The sequence below is a fragment of the Streptomyces sp. NEAU-W12 genome (genome assembly GCF_026242095.1).
In the GTDB taxonomy this organism is placed as follows: Bacteria; Actinomycetota; Actinomycetes; order Streptomycetales; family Streptomycetaceae; genus Streptomyces.
The window spans coordinates 223308-240127 of the sequence record NZ_JAPJDM010000004.1 but is presented as its reverse complement, the minus strand read 5'-3'; the positions used below and the strand labels follow the sequence as shown (position 1 = coordinate 240127).

The following is a 16820-nucleotide window of genomic DNA, read 5'->3' as shown; positions in this document are numbered from 1 at the left end:
AGCCCCCCTCGACAACGCGTCAGAAGTGGCCAAAGTAAGCGTTGCGAACTGGCCGTGACAAGACGGCTATCAGCCGCGCGGATGCGCCAAGTGGCCGGTACTTTTCGTCCGTTGCCCTCCGCTTGGCGCCGTCGCTCGGCATGCTCCCGGCCGGGCGCGGCGCGTACGCCGGGCACGTACGCGTGTGCCGGAGGGGCCCGGACGAGCCCGGAGCGTACGTACACGGGCGCGGACGGGTGATGAGTACGAAGAGGGCTCCCGCCCGTATGGGGCGGCGGGATGTCGTACGACCCGCGTGTGCGGACGCGGTCACGGCACGTCAGGATGGTCAGAATGGTCGACGGGGGCCGGCCGGGCAGCGACCGGCAGCACCGGCGCCCTGGCAGCACCGCACCCCGGCAGCACCGACATCCCGGCAGTACCGATACCAAGGTCACTAGGAGTCAACCCAATGAGCAGTTCAGCGCAGATCGGCGTCACGGGTCTCGCGGTCATGGGCCGCAACCTCGCGCGCAACTTCGCCCGCAACGGCTACACGGTCGCGGTGCACAACCGGACGGCGGCGCGTACGCACGCCCTGGTGGAGGAGTTCGGGCACGAGGGCGGCTTCGTGGCGGCCGGGACGGCGAAGGAGTTCGTGGCGGCGCTGGAGCGTCCGCGGCGGCTGGTCGTCATGGTGAAGGCCGGTGAGCCGACGGACGCGGTGATCGAGGAGTTCGCGCCGCTGCTGGAACCCGGTGACATGATCATCGACGGTGGCAACGCCCACTTCGCCGACACCCGGCGCCGTGAGCGCGCGCTGCGGGAGCAGGGCATCCACTTCGTCGGCACGGGTGTCTCCGGTGGCGAGGAGGGCGCGCTCAACGGACCGAGCATCATGCCGGGTGGCTCGAAGGAGTCGTACGAGTCGCTGGGTCCGATGCTGGAGAAGATCTCGGCGAAGGCGGCCGACGGCGCGCCCTGCGTGACCCATGTCGGTCCCGACGGCGCCGGGCACTTCGTGAAGATGGTGCACAACGGCATCGAGTACGCCGACATGCAGCTGATCGGCGAGGCGTACCAGTTGCTGCGCGATGTCGCCGGGTACACGCCGGCGCAGATCGCGGACAGCTTCCGTACCTGGAACACCGGCCGGCTGGACTCGTACCTGATCGAGATCACGGCCGAGGTGCTCTCCCACGTGGACGCGGCCACGGGCAAGCCGTTCGTCGACGTGGTCGTCGACCAGGCGGAGCAGAAGGGCACGGGCCGCTGGACGGTGCAGATCGCGCTCGATCTGGGCGTGCCGGTGTCGGGGATCGCGGAGGCGGTGTTCGCGCGTTCGTTGTCGGGGCACGCGGCGCTGCGCGAGGCCTCGCGCGGGCTGGCGGGCCCGGCGGCCGCGCCGCTCGGCGAGGCAGAGGCCGCGGTGTTCGCGGACCGGGTGGAGCAGGCGCTGTACGCGTCGAAGATCGTGTCGTACACGCAGGGCTTCCACGAGATCGCCGCGGGCAGTGAGGAGTACGGCTGGGACATCGACCTCGGCGCGGTCTCCGCGCTCTGGCGCGGCGGGTGCATCATCCGCGCGGCCTTCCTGGACCGTATCCGCGCCGCGTACGACGCCCGTGCCGATCTGCCGAGCCTGCTGTCGGACGAGACGTTCGCGCGGGAGATCGCCGACGCGCAGGACGACTGGCGCGAGGTGCTGGTCGCCGCGACCCGCCAGGGCGTGCCGACCCCCGGTTTCGCCGCGGCCCTCGCCTACTACGACGCCCTGCGCGCGGAGCGTCTGCCGGCCGCGCTCACCCAGGGGCAGCGGGACTACTTCGGCGCGCACACCTACCGGCGCACGGACCGCGACGGGTCGTTCCACACGCTGTGGGGCGACGACCGCAGCGAGGTCACCGCGTAGGCGGAGGATCCCTGACGGGCGCCCGGCGACGTGGTCGGCGGGCGCCCGCGTGCGGTGCCGGCCGTCAGGTGAGCGGCGGGCCCGGCTCCGGGTTCGGCACGGGTTCCGGGCCCGGCGGAATCGGCGAGGGGGACGGTTCGGGCGGTCCCGGCGTCGGCGGCGGACCGGGGACGGGCGGGCCCGGCGTCGGCGGCGGGGGTGTCGGCGCCGGGCCGGGGGGCGGCTCCGGGAGCGGGACCGGGTCGGGGTGGGGCTGGGGAGGCTGAGGATCCGGGCCCGGGTCGGGTCCCGGCGGAACCGGATCCGGGGCGGGTCCGGGCGGAACCGGATCCGGGGCGGGTCCGGGTGGGGCGGGGTCCGGGTGTGGTTGCGTCATGGCGGTGTCCTCCGGCCAGTCGGTCGGCCTCGGCTCTGGCCTACGTCGGCTCTGGTGTCGGCCCTGGACTACTCCCCCGCCTACCCGATGGCCGCGTCCCCAGTCACCTGCCCGTCTGAAGGGGGAGACCCGGGCACCGCTACCGGCGCCCCACTCTCTCCGCGCCCGCCGCGAGTCCTGCCCGCGGGCTGGACAGCACCGGGACGGTGGTCGTGGTGAGGCGCTCCGCCGGGGCCATCGAGGCCTGTGCGAGCACGATCACGTCGGCACCGGTGACGGCGTCGGCCGCGGCGGCGACCTGACGCACGTACGCCTTTGGGTCGCCCGCCTCGAAGCGGGCCCAGGCGCCCTCGACCAGCAGGGTGCGTACCTCGACGGGGCGGCCGGCACGGCGTGCCTCCTCCTCTACGAGTGCGGCCGTCGGCCCGAGCGTGCTCGCCAGGGCGGCGAGGACGGTCACACGCGGCCCGGCGGTCACGGCCGCGCGCGCCATCGGCCGGTCGACCCGCAGCACCGGCACACCGATCCGGTCGGCCGACGCCTCCGCGACCGAGCCGATGGTCGAGCACGTGCACAGCACGGCCCGAGCACCCGCGGCGACGGCCTCCCGCAGCCTCGCCCGTACGTCGTGGGCCACGGCCTCGGGCCCCTCCGCACGGGCCCGGACCAGCAGCTCCTCGTCGACGAGGTGCCGCAGCTCCAGCTCCGGACGGGTGTCGTCGCGCAGGGCGTCGAAGACGGGGACGTGGACCGGCGAGGTGTGCAGGAGGGCGAGCACGGGGGCGTCCAACGGCTCAGAAGCGCTCGGAGCGCGCCGCCGGCCACTGCGTCGCCGCCTGGACCGGACCCGGGGGGACGGCCGGGGCCCGGCCGGGGTGGCGTGCGGCCCACCGGGGGACGTACGGGCAGAGCGGGGCGACCACGACCTCCTCGCGGGCGGCGACGGCGTACAGCTCGCCCGCCGGGGAGCCCGCGATGCCCTTGCCCTCGTGGGCGGGCTCGACGGCGGTGTGCACCGGCACGCGTGCGTGCTCGGGGGATTCGAGGACGACGCACTCGATCCGGCCGACGGCCTCGCCGCCCTCGCCCGCCACCGCTTCCAGCCGGCCCGCCGCCCGGCCGTCGCGGCTCTCGATGACACTCATGAACACGTCACGTCCCTGCCGCTGTCCGTCACGGGTGCCACCGTGCGACTGTCACCGTCCGCGCCGGCCGCGCCGGTCATGCCTCTCAGACCGTGGCGGCCTGCGGGCTGCGCTGCTGGTCCGACCCCGGCACCGGTGCGGACGGGTCGGCGCCCAGGGCGACGATGCGGTTGTCGCGGTCCACGTGCACCACCCGGGGTTCCAGCGCCCGTGCCTCGGCGTCGGTCACCTGAGCGTAACTGATGATGATCACCAGGTCCCCGGGGTGGACGAGATGCGCGGCGGCCCCGTTGATCCCGACGACGCCGGAGCCGCGCTCCCCCTCGATGACGTACGTCTCCAGCCGGGCCCCGTTGGTGATGTCGACGATGTGCACGAGCTCACCGGGCAGCAGATCAGCGGCGTCGAGCAGATCGGCGTCGATCGTCACGGATCCCACGTAGTGCAGGTCGGCCTGGGTGACGGTGGCCCGGTGGATCTTGGATTTGAACATGGTACGCAGCATCGGGGTACTCCCACAAGTAGGCTCCCTGCCTGCGTTTTTGCAGGTCAAGGGCTGTTTTCACACTCTACAACGAGTCGCATGTTCGGGCGGCCGTCCCCAGGTTTTTCAGGACTCATGCTGACCACTTGCCGACTTTGCTGACGCCCCGTCAGGTGACTGGAGGAGGGCTTCGCCCACTCTCGCGGACCCCACCGTGGCAACGCCCCAAGCCTACGCAGCACCCCCCGAAGGGCGTCCGTGATCACCGTCACGCGGACGGTCTGGACGGCGGTCAGGAGCGAAGGCGCTCGACCGGAGGTCGGGCCACGCGCCGCCATGGGGCAGCTGGCCCAGACCCCTCGCATCCCGCCTCAGAGGAGGAGGCGCCCACAGCTCCATGAATCTGAGCGGCCGAAGCAGCGCGGCTGCACAGCGGCGGATCACCGGTCAGCCAAACCGGCGATTCTCACGACCATGGCTGTGGCTCGTCCGGTGACTCTTGGCGGTGGCACAGGGCAGGTGTCAAGGCAGGGCTTCGGCGTAGTTCGGTGTCGTCCGTTTTGATCATGTGAGGCCGAGGAGGGCGAGGGGCCGGGTGTGGTTCTCGGGCTGCCCGTCGGATCCGGTCTGCCGGTTTGCGAGCCAGGCTCCGACCGCGCGGTCCAGGGCGTCCGCGTCGATTCTGGCCGGCAGTCGCAGGTGTTGTGAAACGCGGGCTCATCACAACGCAGGGTGTGCGCGTCGGCCACAAGCAGGGCCCGTGTGTTCACGCTCCGGTGCCACCGACAGCCACCCCTCGCAAGGACCCGTACAGCATCAGCACCACCGCGCTGAACAGTGACACCGCGGCGGTGATAACGAGCAGCGGCCCCAGACCCAGGCCAGGTATCACCGCACCGGCCAGGGCCGGTGCCGCGACCGAGCTGAGGGCTCCCACGACCAGGCAGGCCATAAACGCCGCGCCTGCGCGCTCGGGTACCAGCTCGGCGGTCCAGAGCGCGAGCACCGCCGATCCCGTCATGTACCCCATACCGAAGATGCACGCCGAGGCCGCCGTCGCGGCCAGGGAGTCGCCGGCCACCCCCAGCAGCGTGAGCGCCGCACCGACCGTTGCCAGGCACAGCGCGGCGACCCGGAAGCTGCCCACTCGCTGCGCCAGGGCCCCGGTCGCCACCCCCACCATGCCGGTGAGACCAATGGCCGCATACAGCGCCGGAACGGCTGCCGCCGGGAGGGTGCCGCGGTCCAGGACGTCGGCGGCATAGGTGAAGTAGATGACGATGACCGCGAAGTAGACAACGGAGTAGGCTGCCGGGACCCGCAGCGCTGCCACCAGCGAGGAGGCACCGGGTCGTTCCTCCGGGTGTGGGGTCGACCTGGTCCGCGGCACCAGGCTCAGGTTCACGAGTGCGGCGGCCACCGCGGCCAGGGCGATGCCGGCCCAGACCAGGCGCCACGAGCCCACCACGCCCAGGACGGCCAGCCCACCCAGCAGTACCAGTCCGCCGCTGGTGCCGGTCGTGATGACCGCCAACGCTCCGGGCTGCTGCCGCAAGGGCACCGATCGGGTCACGATGTCGGAGTAGGGCGCCCAGACCCAGCCGCCGGCGCTGCCGGCCAGGACGACTCCGACGGCCAGCAGCGAGGGGGACTGCGCGAGGGTCACGATCACCGCTCCCGCAGCGCCGCAGGCCCCGCCCACGGTCGTGGGAGCGCGCGAACCCTGGTGAGCGGCGATCCGTCCCGCGAGCAGCAGGCCGGCCAGGTAGCCCGCGAACGTTGCGCTGGCGATGAGGCTGAGCAGCAGCTCGGAGAGCCCCAGGTCCTCCCGGATGCCGGGCAGCGTCAGACCGTAGGCGTAGCGGGCCATGCCGAAGGCGACCCCGACCACCGCCGCTCCGGCCAGACCGATCCGTCCGCCTGCGGAGAGCGTCATACGTTCCCCCTCACGCCGTGGGCCCGGCTACGTCACGGACCTCAGGCTGACTCCGGGGAGGATCGACAATCACTGCGTGCATGCACCGACTCTCCCACGGCCATACAGAACCGACTGGCCCCGGCAACAACGATGCACCAGAGCCCCTTACCCTCTTCAGAGCTGAAGGGTCACCATGCCAGGGTCTTTGAAGAGTGCTCTTGTGTGCGGGTTCGTCAGGTGAGTCCGAGGACGGTGAGAGGCCGCTGGTGGTCGCGGGCGGTGCGGCGGAGGGCGGCGGTGTTGGTGTCCGTCCCGGCGGTGGATGCCGATGGCGAGGTCGCATGAACCGGCCATGACGCGGGGCAGGTTGCGGATGCGCGAGGCCTCCTCGTGGAAGGTTCGGTCGCGGACGTGGTGCAGGGGACGAGACGATCCGGGATATCCGTTCTGAGCGGTCGCGCCGGGCCGGCCCGCACGGCACGCGGCGCCGCCCGTCGGCCGGGGTCACGCGGCGTGCGGGCGGTTGCCCCGGTATTCCGCGATCGACGAGCTCGGCTGCGGCGGCGGGCCCAGGAACTGCTCGTAGCGGGCGTCGTTGTCGATGAACCGCTTCAGCCAGCTGATGCTGTACTTCGCGATCGTCGTGTTCGGTGCGTTCGGCGTGAAGTGGCCGGTGTCGTTCGGCTTCAGGTACGCCCGGTCCAGCGAGGACGGCAGGCTCTCGTAGAACGGCTCGGAGTGCGAGCGGGCCGGGGCGACGCCGTCGCCGTCCGCTCCCACGACGAGGGCGGGTGTCCGGATCTCCGGCCAGCTCTTGTCCGGGTTCCAGGCGGTGAGCGCAATGGCGGCCTTGAGCGGGGGGCGGCCCTTGGCCGCCTCCAGCGTGCCGCCCGTCGAGTGGCCCACGCCCTCGAGCCGCGTGCTGTCCGCCCGGCTGCCGGCACTGCTGGTCTTCGTGAGGTGGTCGAGCGCGGCCGGCAACTGGTCGCCGCGGGAGGCCGGCTGGTCGGAGGTGGTGTTGGTGTCGATGGTGGACACCACGAAGCCCTGGGAGGCGAGCCGCGGCCCCAGCCAGGCGTTCGAGGACTGGCGCGCGGTGATTCCAGGGGTGATCGCCACGGCGTCGAACGTGCCGTCGCCGGTGCTGGTCGGGTGGTGAATCGTGCCACCGCCGAACCCGGACACGCGGAACCGGGAGACCCTGGTCCCGGAGACGGCGTACGCGGCGCGCGTGGCCGTCACACTGGCCTCGGTGGGGGCCGGACCGCGCTCGTGGGGGTTCTCGGCGGCGTTCGCGCCGCCGGTGAGCGCGGTCGCCGGACCGGCCGGCGCCGCCGCGGACGCGAGGAGCCCCGGGACCGGTCCGCGGAACCGACGGCGGTGCCGCGCCGGGCCGTTCGCCGGGGCGGGTGTGGACGACTGGGGAGTTGCCTGCATGAGTGGTTTCCTCTCTCCTCGTTCCCCGACGGCGGGTGCGCGGGCGGGCCGGGGAGCCGGGCGCCCGACGGCTGTTGACACGTGTCGTCGGCCGTGGACCGTGTCCTCGCGGGGGTCGAGGAGGACGGTGGTTCGCGGATCGGGCAGGCGTCCGGGCCGTATACGGACGGCAGGGCGCCCTGGTACGTGCGCGTTCCCGGGTAGGGGCGGTGTCGTGGAACTGCCGGAACCGGCCTTGCCGTCCGGCGGCCCGGGCGGCGTGCCGTTTGTTCGGTCCCGGCTCCGCGGACGGGAAGTTGCGCCACTCGACGCGCGGCACTCCCTCGTTGACGTACGTGCGGCCCAGCGCCAGCGGGTCGTCCGGCTCCCTGCGACGGAGACCTCGGCGAGTCGCCGCTCTCCACCGGCAGCACGCGGACGAGCAGGGCACCGACGGAGGGCCGGCCGCTGCTCGGGCCGCGCCTTCTTCGGGCAGGGAGCCGTCTCCGCCTCCTCGTCCCGCACACCATGGACCGGACACCACCGGGCGTATGGGAATCGGGACCGGACACGTATCCGAACCGGGACCGGGGTCCTGGCACGCCGCTTGCCGCACACGTCGCAGGGTGCTCCGGCCCGCTCCGGGAACGCCTTCCGGGAGGCACGCCCTGCTTCACCGTCCGGTTCGGCGGTGGAGCACGTCCGGCAGGGCGGGGCGCGGTTCCGCGGCGAGCGGCGCCCGGGCGGTACGGAAGCGCAGATGCACGAGCGCAACGCCGCATCCGACGCGGGGTGACGCTGCCGGCCGTCCTCCCCTGCGGGTCCAGGGGAGCTGCTCCACCGGTCCGGGGCACCGCTCCGCGGCGCGATTTCCCCGTTCAGCCGGTCGAACGAACCCTCCGGGTGGCGGCGCGCCGAAGGGGCCGCCGACGGTGCGCCGGTGCCACCAAGAGGTCCGACGGCAACGCCTCACACACCCTGCAGTTCGCTTGTGCACATTTACTGAATCGTTTTCTGACAACGTTCGACAATCCCGTCCCGTGATCGGCAAAGCCAACTCCCGCAGGTAGAGACCACTGCCCCGCACCCTTGCGACGTCGATAACGGTTTGTGTTTGGTTCCGTGATTTCCCGATGGTCTGTGTTGACTTTACGAGTCGTTAACAGTCAATGTGTGCGCACCCCGACCGCTCTGGGACACGTAGCAGAGCGGCACGCACCTGAGGAGACGCCATGTCACTGCGGACCCAACGCCCCGTGCTCCGCCGGGCCCTGGTGGCCCTTGCCGCCCTTCCCCTGCTCGCCACGGCGGCGTGCGGCGGTGGCTCCGGCGCCGAGGACAGCGCCTCGGGCGGTCAGGGCACGTGCGAGAAGAGCGAGGGCAAGGTCAAGCTGACGTACTGGTCCTGGATCCCCGGCGTCGAGAAGGCGGTGGCCGAGTGGAACCGCCAGAACCCGGACATCCAGGTGTCCGTCAAGTCGACCCCGAACGGCAACGCCGGCACGTACCAGAACATGTCCAACGCCCTGAAGGCGGGCAACGCCCCCGACCTCGGCCAGATCGAGTACGACTCGCTGGCGAGCTTCCGCCTCCAGGAGGGCCTCACCGACATCGCCGCGTGCGCGGGCGTCAAGGAGGCCGAGGACGACTTCGTCGAGTGGACCTGGTCGCAGGTGACCTTCGGGTCCGGCGGCGAGGACGGGGTCTGGGCGGTGCCGCAGGACACGGGTCCGATGGCCCTCTTCTACCGCAAGGACCTGTTCGAGAAGCACGGCATATCCGTCCCGGGGACCTGGGAGGAGTACTACGAGGCGGCCAAGAAGCTGAAGAAGGCCGACCCGAAGGCGTACATGACGCACTTCTCGCAGACGGACCCGAACTGGTTCAGCGGCATGCTGTGGCAGAAGGGCGCGAACATGTTCGCCCAGGAGGGCGACACGTGGAAGGTCGACATCGACAGCCCGGCCGCCGGCGAGGTGGCGGACTACTGGCAGAAGATGATCGACGAGAAGCTGGTCGCGACCGATCTGCAGGGCTTCTCCCCGGCGCTCTACAAGGCGTGGAACGACGGCGAGGTGGCGACCTGGGTCAGCGCCGCCTGGGGCTACAGCACCATCCGTGACAACGCCAAGGCGACCTCCGGCAAGTGGGGCGTCGCGCCGATGCCGCAGTGGTCGGCGGGCGACGACACGGCCGGCAACTGGGGCGGCTCGACCACGGCCGTCCTCGGCAAGAGCGAGCACCCCCACGAGGCGGCGAAGTTCGCGCTGTGGCTGAACACGGACCCGAAGGCGCTGGAGATCCTCAACCGTGAGGGCGGTCTCTACCCCGCGGCCACCGAGGGACTCGAGCTGGAGGCCCTGCAGCAGCCGGTGGACTTCTACGACGGCCAGAAGATCTTCGACGTCTTCGCCGACGCCTCCAAGAACGTCACCACGGACTGGACCTTCGGTCCGACGATGACGGACACCTACCGCTTCATGGGTGACGGCATCGCGGGAGCGCTGGGCGGCAAGGGAACGCTCGAGGACGCACTCGCGCAGACGGACGCCAAGACGGTGGACTCCCTGGAGAAGCAGTCCCTCGAGGTCGCGAAGTAAGTGACGGGCACCGGCGGTGCGTGGGAACACGCCCGCCGGTCCTTTCCCCCCTCGTCAAGGAAGCCTGGGAAGAGACCACGACATGACCGTCGACCGGACAGCCGCGGCAGCGGCGCCGCCAGCGAAAAACACCGCAGCTACCGCTCCGCCGCGCCGCAGGCGGAACTGGGCGCCCGCCTTCTTCCTCCTGCCGTTCTTCATACCGTTCGTGCTGTTCACCCTGGCGCCGGTCGGCTACGCCTTCTACCAGAGCCTGCTCAAGACGGAACGGACCGGCGGCACCTTCGGCCGCAAGACGACCGTGTTCGCCGGTCTCGAGCAGTACAGGGAAGTGTTCGGCGACGCCGAGTTCCTCGGCAGCGTCGGCCGGGTGCTGCTCTTCGGCCTGGTGCAGATCCCGGTGATGCTGCTGCTGGCCCTGGTGCTCGCGCTGCTGCTGGACTCCACGGTGGCCCGCCTCAAGCGCTTCTTCCGCATCGCCTACTTCGTGCCGTACGGCATCCCCGGCGTGATCGCCGCACTCATGTGGGCCTTCCTGTACGATCCGCGCCTGTCGCCCGTCGTGGACCTGCTCGACAGGGCCGGGTCCGCGCCGGACTTCCTCGGCTCGTCGATGATGCTCTGGTCCATCGGCAACATCGTGACCTGGACCTACACCGGGTACAACATGCTGATCATCTACGCCGCGCTGCAGGCCGTCCCGTCCGACATCTACGAGGCGGCACGCATGGACGGAGCGGGCGAGGCGACGATCGCCTGGCGCATCAAGATCCCCATCCTGCGTCCGGCCCTCATTCTGACGGGTGTCTTCTCGATCATCGGGACCCTGCAGCTGTTCACCGAACCACAGGTGCTGCGCTCCATCTCCACCAGCGTCACCAGCACCTACACACCGAACCTGGCGGCCTACTCGCTCGCCTCGTCGGACAACTACAGCGAGGCCGCCGCCATGTCGGTGACGCTGGCCCTGGCCACGTTCGTCCTGTCGTTCGGATTCCTCAAGCTCACGGGTCGAAAGGCTGAATCATGAGCCTCCTCACCGACACCGCGGGCGCCCACGCGCCCGCGCCGGCCTCCGGGACGACACCGCGCGGCCCGCGGGAGAGCCGCCTCTCGGTGGTCGTCGCCACCGGTTTCCTGGCCGTGATCGCCCTCTACATGCTGCTTCCGGTGTTCTGGCTGGTCGTCTCGGCCACCAAGAGCCAGGGCGACCTGGTCGGCTCGTTCGGCCTGTGGTTCTCCGACTTCCACCTGATCGACAACCTGCGGGCGCTGTTCGCCAAGCAGGACGGGGTCTATCTGCCCTGGCTGCTCAACAGCCTCCTCTACGCCGGCGCGGGTGCGGCCGTCGGCACGCTGCTGTCCGCCATGGCCGGCTACGCCCTGGCCAAGTACCGTTTCCGCGGGCGGGAGTTCCTGTTCTCCGTCGTGCTCGGCGGTGTGCTGGTCCCGGCCACGGCGCTCGCGCTGCCGCTGTTCCTGCTCTTCGCCAAGGTGGGCGCCACCAACACCTTCTGGGCGGTCTTCCTGCCGAGCATCGTCAGCCCGTTCGGCGTCTACCTCTCGCGCATCTTCGCTGCCGCCTCCGTGCCCGACGAACTCCTGGAGGCGGCCCGCATCGACGGGTCGGGAGAGCTGCGGACCTTCTTCACCATGGCGCTGAGGCTGATGTCGCCCGCCATGGTGACGATCTTCCTGTTCCAGTTCGTGGTCATCTGGAACAACTTCCTGCTCCCCCTGGTGATGCTCCAGGACGACCGGCTCTACCCGGTCACCCTGGGCCTGTTCACCTGGCAGTCCCAGGTCAGCCGCGACCCCTCGCTGCAGATCCTCAGCCTCACCGGGTCGCTGGTGTCGGTCGTCCCGATCGTCATCACCTTCCTGGTGCTCCAGCGCTACTGGAAGGCCGGTCTCGCGGCGGGAGCGGTGAAGTCGTGAACGACGCGCTCAAGCAGCTGTCCGACCGGCTCGGCGGCATCGCCTACGGCGGCGACTACAACCCGGAGCAGTGGCCGCGCGAGGTGTGGGAGGAGGACGTCCGCCTCATGCGCGAGGCCGGCGTCAACCTCGTCACCGTCGGCGTCTTCTCCTGGGCGTTCCTGGAGCCCCGCCCGGGAACGTACGAGTTCGGCCTGCTCGACGAGGTCATGGACCTGCTGCACGCCAACGGCATCGCCGCCGACCTGGCGACGGCCACGGCGTCTCCGCCGCCCTGGTTCTCACTGCGCCACCCCGAGGCGCTGCCGGTGACCGCCGACGGCGTCCGGCTGAGTCACGGCTCGCGGCAGACGTTCTGCCCGAGCAGCCCCGCGTACGCCGAGGCGGCCGGCCGTCTCGCCGAACGGCTCGTGGAGCGGTACCGCGACCACCCCGCGCTCGCGCTGTGGCATCTGCACAACGAGTGGGGCAACCACAACGCGCACTGCTTCTGCGACACCAGTGCCGAGGCGTTCCGGGGCTGGCTCCGGCAGCGGTACGGCGGTCTCGACGGCCTCAACGAGGCCTGGGGCACGGCGTTCTGGAGCCAGCGGTACGGCGACTGGGCGGAGGTCGTGCCGCCGCGCGCCACCGCCGCCGTGCCGAATCCGACCCAACGGCTCGACTTCTGGCGGTTCTCCTCGGACGCGCTGCTGGGGCTGCACCGGCGCGAGGCCGGGATCGTGCGCCGCCTCTCCCCCGGCGTGCCGCTCACCACCAACCTCCTGGTCACGCTCGAGAAGAAGGTCGACGGGTTCTCCTTCGCCGAGGAGTGCGACTTCGTCTCCGTGGACCAGTACCTCACGGCCGCGGACCCCGAGGCGCACGTCGGGCTGTCCCTCGACGCCGACCTCGCGCGCGGCATGGGCGGCGGTGCGCCGTGGCTGCTGATGGAGCACTCCACCTCCGCGGTGAACTGGCAGCCCCGCAACGTCGCGAAGACCCCGGGGCAGATGCGTCGCAACAGCCTCGCGCACGTGGCGCGCGGCGCCGACGGCGTCCTGTACTTCCAGTGGCGCCAGTCGAGGGCCGGCGCCGAGAAGTGGCACTCGGCGATGCTGCCGCACGGCGGCACGGACACCAAGACCTGGCGTGAGGTCACCGCTCTCGGCCGGGATCTGGGGGCACTGGCGGAGGTGCGCGGCACCCGCGTGGTGTCGGACGTGGCGCTCCTCTTCGACTGGAACGCCTGGTGGGCCCTCGAGGCGGAGGCCACCCCCTCGCAGGACGTGCGCTACCTCGACCTGGTCCGCGCCTGGTACGAGGCACTGTGGTCGCTGGGTGTCACCTGCGACCTCGTGCATCCCGGGAGCGACCTGAGCGGTTACCGGCTGGTCCTCGTTCCCAGTCTCTGCCTGACGAGCGACACGGACGCGGCGGCGCTGAACGGGTTCGTCGCGCAGGGCGGACATGCGGCCGTCGGTTTCTTCAGCGGCGTGGTGGACGAGAACGACCACGTCCGCCTCGGCGGCCATCCCGGAGCGTACCGGGACATGCTCGGCATCCGGGTCGACGAGTTCTTCCCGCTCCGGGAGACGGAGACGGTCCGGCTCTCCGACGGCTCACAGGCCACGGTCTGGACCGAACTCGTCGAACCGCGGGGGGCCGGGACGGTCCTGTCGTTCGCGGCGGACCCGTCGTGCGGCGGCCCGGCCCCGGGGCACGCCGCGGTCACCCGTCACCACTACGGCGACGGTGTGTCCTGGTACGTGGCGACGCGCCCGGACGCGGGCGCCCTGCGCGGGCTGCTGGCCCGGGTCTGCCGGGAGGCGGGGGTCACCGCCGCGGCCGAGGTCCCGGCCGGGGTCGAGGCGGTCCGCAGGCGCGGCCCGGACGCCACGTACCTGTTCCTGGTCAACCACTCCCCGAGCGACGTGTCCGTCGCGGCCTCGGGCACCGACCTGCTGAGCGGCACCACCGCCGACGGCGAGGTCGTCGTCCGCGCGGGCGACGTCGTGGTGGTCCGGGAAGACGGCGCCCCGTCGCCGGGCCGGTGACGGGATGCTCGCCAGGCAACGGCAGGAGAAGATAGCCCAGCTCGTCCGGCAGCACGGCTCGATCCGGGTGAGCGCGCTGACCGAGCGGTTCGACGTGTCCGACATGACGATCCGGCGCGATCTGGAGGTCCTCGAGCGGCGGGGTCGTCTCGACAAGGTCCACGGCGGCGCGGTCACACCGGACCACGGCGGCACCGCCGAACCGGCGTTCACGCAGAAGCGGTCCCTCCAGACCGCGGCCAAGGAGGCCATCGCGGCCGCGGCCGCCCGGCTCGTCGCTCCGGGCTCGGCGGTCGGCCTGACCGCGGGGACCACCACGTGGACGCTCGCCCGGCACCTGCTCGACGTCCCGGACATCACGGTGGTCACCAACAGCGTCCGGGTGGCGCAGACCCTGCACACCCACCGGCGGCAGAAGCAGACGGTCGTGCTCACCGGCGGCGTGCGCACCCCCTCCGACGCGCTGGTGGGGCCGGTCGCGGTCACCGCGCTGAGGACGCTCCACGTCGACGTGCTGTTCATGGGTGTGCACGGCATGGACGCCCTGACCGGCTTCACCACGCCGAACCCGCAGGAGGCGGAGACGAACCGGGCGATGTGCCGCTCGGCACGACGGATCGTGGTCCTCGCCGACCACACCAAGTGGAACACGACCGGCACGGCGGCCATCGCCGCGCTGGAGACGGCCGACACACTCATCACCGACTCGGGCGTCGACGGGCACTGCCGCGAGGTGCTGGCACGCGGCGTCGGTGAACTGACCGTGGTCGAGCCGACCCGGCTTTCACAGCGGGCGGCTCCTGCCCACCCCCATCCCGGACCGACCGAAAGCGTACGCACGTGACCGCCGACCGTTCTTCCCGTCCCGTCCATTTCCGTGCCGGGGGCACGAGCCTGGTCCTCGACTGCTCGGGGCCCCGCCTCCCACGGGTGCTGCACTGGGGGGCCGACCTCGGGGACCTGGGGGACGGCACCTCGGGCGGCGCGGACGACCTCGCCTCCCTCGCCGCGGCGAGCGTCGCCGAGCTGGGCACCAGCGTTCCCGACGTCCCGGTCCCCGTGAGCGTGCTGCCCGAGCAGTCGGCCGGCTGGCTGGGCACACCGGGACTGGCCGGCCACCGCGAGGGCGCCGACTTCTCCTGCGCGTTCACCGTCCGCGAGCTGCGGCTGACGGCCCCCCGCTCGCTGACGGTCGAGGCCACGGACGAACAGGCCCGGCTCGGCCTGCGGTGGGAGCTGGAGCTGACCTCCTCCGGCCTCGTCCGCCACCGCGCGTTCCTCACCAACCGGGGTGAGGGCCCCTACACGCTGGAGGCGCTGCAGCTCGCCCTGCCGGTACCGGCCCACGCCGCCGAAGTGCTCGACCTGACCGGCCGCCACCTGCGGGAACGTTCTCCGCAGCGGCACGGGTTCACCCTCGGCACGCACCTTCGGGAGAACCGTCGCGGCCGCACCGGCGTCGATGCGACCCTCGTCCACACCGTGGGTGAGCGGGGTTTCGGCTTCCGCGGCGGTGAGGTGTGGGGTCTGCACGTGGCGTGGAGCGGCAACCACCGCACGTTCGCCGAGCGGACGAACTCCGGCGTCTCGCTCCTGGGCGGCGGTGAGCTGCTCCTGCCGGGCGAGGTGCGTCTGGGGCCCGGCGCCACGTACGGGACTCCGTGGATGTACGGCGCGTACGGCCGGGGCCTGGACGACATGGCGGCCCGCTTCCACGCCCACCTGCGGCAGCGCCCGCATCACCCCGCCACACCGCGGCCCGTCACACTCAACACCTGGGAGGCGGTCTACTTCCGGCAGGACCTGGAGACCCTCACGGCCCTGGCGGACGCGGCGGCGGAGGTCGGCGCCGAACGGTTCGTACTCGACGACGGCTGGTTCCGCGGACGCCGCGACGACCGGGCCGGGCTGGGCGACTGGTACGTGGACCCCGATGTCTGGCCGCAAGGGCTGCACCCGCTCGTCGCGCACGTGCGTTCCCGGGGGCTGCAGTTCGGCCTCTGGGTCGAACCCGAGATGATCAACCCGGACTCGGACCTGGCCAGGGCCCGTCCGGAGTGGATCCTGTCGGCGGCCGGGCGCATGCCACCGGAGGCCCGGCACCAGCAGGTGCTCGATCTGGGCCGTCCGGAGGCGTACGCGTACGTGCTCGACCGGCTGGACGCCCTGGTCGCCGAGTACGCCGTCGACTACCTCAAGTGGGATCACAACCGCGACCTCGTCGACGCGGGCAGCGGTGGGCGCGGCACCGGCGGGGTGCACGCCCAGACCACCTCGGTGTACGCGCTGATGGACGAACTGCGCCGACGCCACCCGGCGCTGGAGATCGAGTCCTGCTCCTCGGGCGGCGCCCGGGTGGACCTCGGCATCCTCGAACGCAGCGACCGGGTGTGGACGAGCGACTGCATCGACGCCCTGGAGCGGCAGCAGATCCAGTGCTGGACGGGCCTGTTGCTGCCTCCGGAGCTGATGGGCGCGCACGTCGGCGCGCCCGTCTCGCACACCACGGGCCGCACGCACGGTCTCGACTTCCGCGCCGGCACCGCGCTCTTCGGCCACATGGGCATCGAGTGGGACCTCACCCGGGCGACGCCCGGGGAACGCCGTCGGCTCGCCGACTGGATCGAGGCCCACAAGCGCCTCCGCCCGCTGCTGCACGGCGGGACGGTCGTCCACGCCGATCACCACGATCCCGCGCTGCTGGTGCACGGCGTCGTGGCTCCCGACCTGTCCCGTGCCGTCTACGCCGTGGTGCAGACGGCGACGAGCGTGCAGGCTCCGGCGGGCCGCGTGCGCCTGCCCGGCCTGGCGCCGGACGCGCGCTACGCCCTCGCCCCGCTGCCGCCGGGGGACGGGTTCCGGGGGCCGACGACAAGCCCTCTGCCCTGGTGGACACCGGAGGGTGTCACGCTGTCGGGCCGTGCCCTGTCCGTCCTCGGCGTCCAGGCGCCCACCCTCCACCCGGAGAGCCTGGTACTGATCGAGGCCCGGCGGCTCGCGCCCTGACCGTCGGCCG

General features: G+C 71.8%; 12 protein-coding genes. 7 read left to right on the top strand and 5 right to left on the bottom strand.

All coding sequences use genetic code 11. From position 1 onward, the window contains the following. Positions 1-451: 451 nt before the first annotated feature. Positions 452-1891 (top strand): NADP-dependent phosphogluconate dehydrogenase, encoded by a 1440-nt coding sequence (gndA, locus tag ORI94_RS07065; RefSeq protein ID WP_266073502.1) that lies wholly within the window; start codon positions 452-454, stop codon positions 1889-1891. A 515-nt stretch (positions 1892-2406) separates the two neighbouring features. Here gndA and ORI94_RS07060 read toward each other — a convergent pair. The 5 genes from ORI94_RS07060 to ORI94_RS07040 form a co-directional block, all read right to left on the bottom strand. Further along, complete coding sequence (locus ORI94_RS07060) at positions 2407-3045, bottom strand: aspartate/glutamate racemase family protein (protein ID WP_266073604.1); 639 nt, start codon at positions 3043-3045, stop codon at positions 2407-2409. Positions 3046-3061: 16 nt separating this feature from the next. Further along, entirely contained in the window at positions 3062-3412 is a 351-nt protein-coding gene (locus ORI94_RS07055) for a GNAT family N-acetyltransferase (protein WP_266073501.1), read from the bottom strand. An 85-nt stretch (positions 3413-3497) separates the two neighbouring features. Continuing rightward, complete coding sequence (panD, locus tag ORI94_RS07050; protein ID WP_266073500.1) at positions 3498-3917, bottom strand: aspartate 1-decarboxylase; 420 nt, start codon at positions 3915-3917, stop codon at positions 3498-3500. 745 nt (positions 3918-4662) lie between these two features. Continuing rightward, positions 4663-5832: an MFS transporter gene (locus ORI94_RS07045; RefSeq protein WP_266073499.1), complete on the bottom strand. Its 1170-nt coding sequence runs from the start codon at positions 5830-5832 to the stop codon at positions 4663-4665. Positions 5833-6318: 486 nt separating this feature from the next. Beyond that, the gene (locus ORI94_RS07040; RefSeq protein ID WP_266073498.1) at positions 6319-7251 is read right to left on the bottom strand and encodes an alpha/beta hydrolase; all 933 of its coding nucleotides are present in this window, start codon (positions 7249-7251) and stop codon (positions 6319-6321) included. Between the two features lie 1211 nt (positions 7252-8462). Here ORI94_RS07040 and ORI94_RS07035 point away from each other — a divergent pair. The 6 genes from ORI94_RS07035 to ORI94_RS07010 all read left to right on the top strand — a co-directional run bounded on the left by ORI94_RS07035 (position 8463) and on the right by ORI94_RS07010 (position 16810). Continuing rightward, a complete protein-coding gene (locus ORI94_RS07035; protein WP_266073497.1) occupies positions 8463-9830 on the top strand; it encodes an ABC transporter substrate-binding protein in 1368 nt (455 codons plus the stop codon). Positions 9831-9912: 82 nt separating this feature from the next. Continuing rightward, the gene (locus tag ORI94_RS07030) at positions 9913-10860 is read left to right on the top strand and encodes a carbohydrate ABC transporter permease (RefSeq protein WP_266073496.1); all 948 of its coding nucleotides are present in this window, start codon (positions 9913-9915) and stop codon (positions 10858-10860) included. Then, on the top strand, positions 10857-11768 hold the full coding sequence (locus ORI94_RS07025; RefSeq protein WP_266073495.1) for a carbohydrate ABC transporter permease: 912 nt from the start codon (positions 10857-10859) through the stop codon (positions 11766-11768). The genes ORI94_RS07030 and ORI94_RS07025 overlap by 4 nt, the downstream gene beginning before the upstream one ends. Beyond that, positions 11765-13804, top strand: coding sequence for a beta-galactosidase (locus ORI94_RS07020; RefSeq protein WP_266073494.1), 2040 nt, complete (start codon positions 11765-11767; stop codon positions 13802-13804). The genes ORI94_RS07025 and ORI94_RS07020 overlap by 4 nt, the downstream gene beginning before the upstream one ends. A 4-nt stretch (positions 13805-13808) precedes the next feature. Further along, positions 13809-14648, top strand: coding sequence for a DeoR/GlpR family DNA-binding transcription regulator (locus ORI94_RS07015; protein ID WP_266073493.1), 840 nt, complete (start codon positions 13809-13811; stop codon positions 14646-14648). Next, positions 14645-16810 (top strand): alpha-galactosidase, encoded by a 2166-nt coding sequence (locus ORI94_RS07010; RefSeq protein WP_266073492.1) that lies wholly within the window; start codon positions 14645-14647, stop codon positions 16808-16810. Before ORI94_RS07015 ends, ORI94_RS07010 begins: the two co-directional genes overlap by 4 nt. Positions 16811-16820: the final 10 nt, after the last annotated feature.

Excerpts from the sequence above, each read along its gene's own strand:
- gndA (WP_266073502.1), top strand. The coding sequence starts at position 452 with ATGAGCAGTTCAGCGCAGATCGGCGTCACGGGTCTCGCGGTCATGGGC.
- ORI94_RS07055 (WP_266073501.1), bottom strand. The coding sequence starts at position 3,412 with ATGAGTGTCATCGAGAGCCGCGACGGCCGGGCGGCGGGCCGGCTGGAA.
- panD (WP_266073500.1), bottom strand. The coding sequence starts at position 3,917 with ATGCTGCGTACCATGTTCAAATCCAAGATCCACCGGGCCACCGTCACC.
- ORI94_RS07045 (WP_266073499.1), bottom strand. The coding sequence starts at position 5,832 with ATGACGCTCTCCGCAGGCGGACGGATCGGTCTGGCCGGAGCGGCGGTG.
- ORI94_RS07040 (WP_266073498.1), bottom strand. The coding sequence starts at position 7,251 with ATGCAGGCAACTCCCCAGTCGTCCACACCCGCCCCGGCGAACGGCCCG.
- ORI94_RS07035 (WP_266073497.1), top strand. The coding sequence starts at position 8,463 with ATGTCACTGCGGACCCAACGCCCCGTGCTCCGCCGGGCCCTGGTGGCC.
- ORI94_RS07030 (WP_266073496.1), top strand. The coding sequence starts at position 9,913 with ATGACCGTCGACCGGACAGCCGCGGCAGCGGCGCCGCCAGCGAAAAAC.
- ORI94_RS07025 (WP_266073495.1), top strand. The coding sequence starts at position 10,857 with ATGAGCCTCCTCACCGACACCGCGGGCGCCCACGCGCCCGCGCCGGCC.
- ORI94_RS07015 (WP_266073493.1), top strand. The coding sequence starts at position 13,809 with ATGCTCGCCAGGCAACGGCAGGAGAAGATAGCCCAGCTCGTCCGGCAG.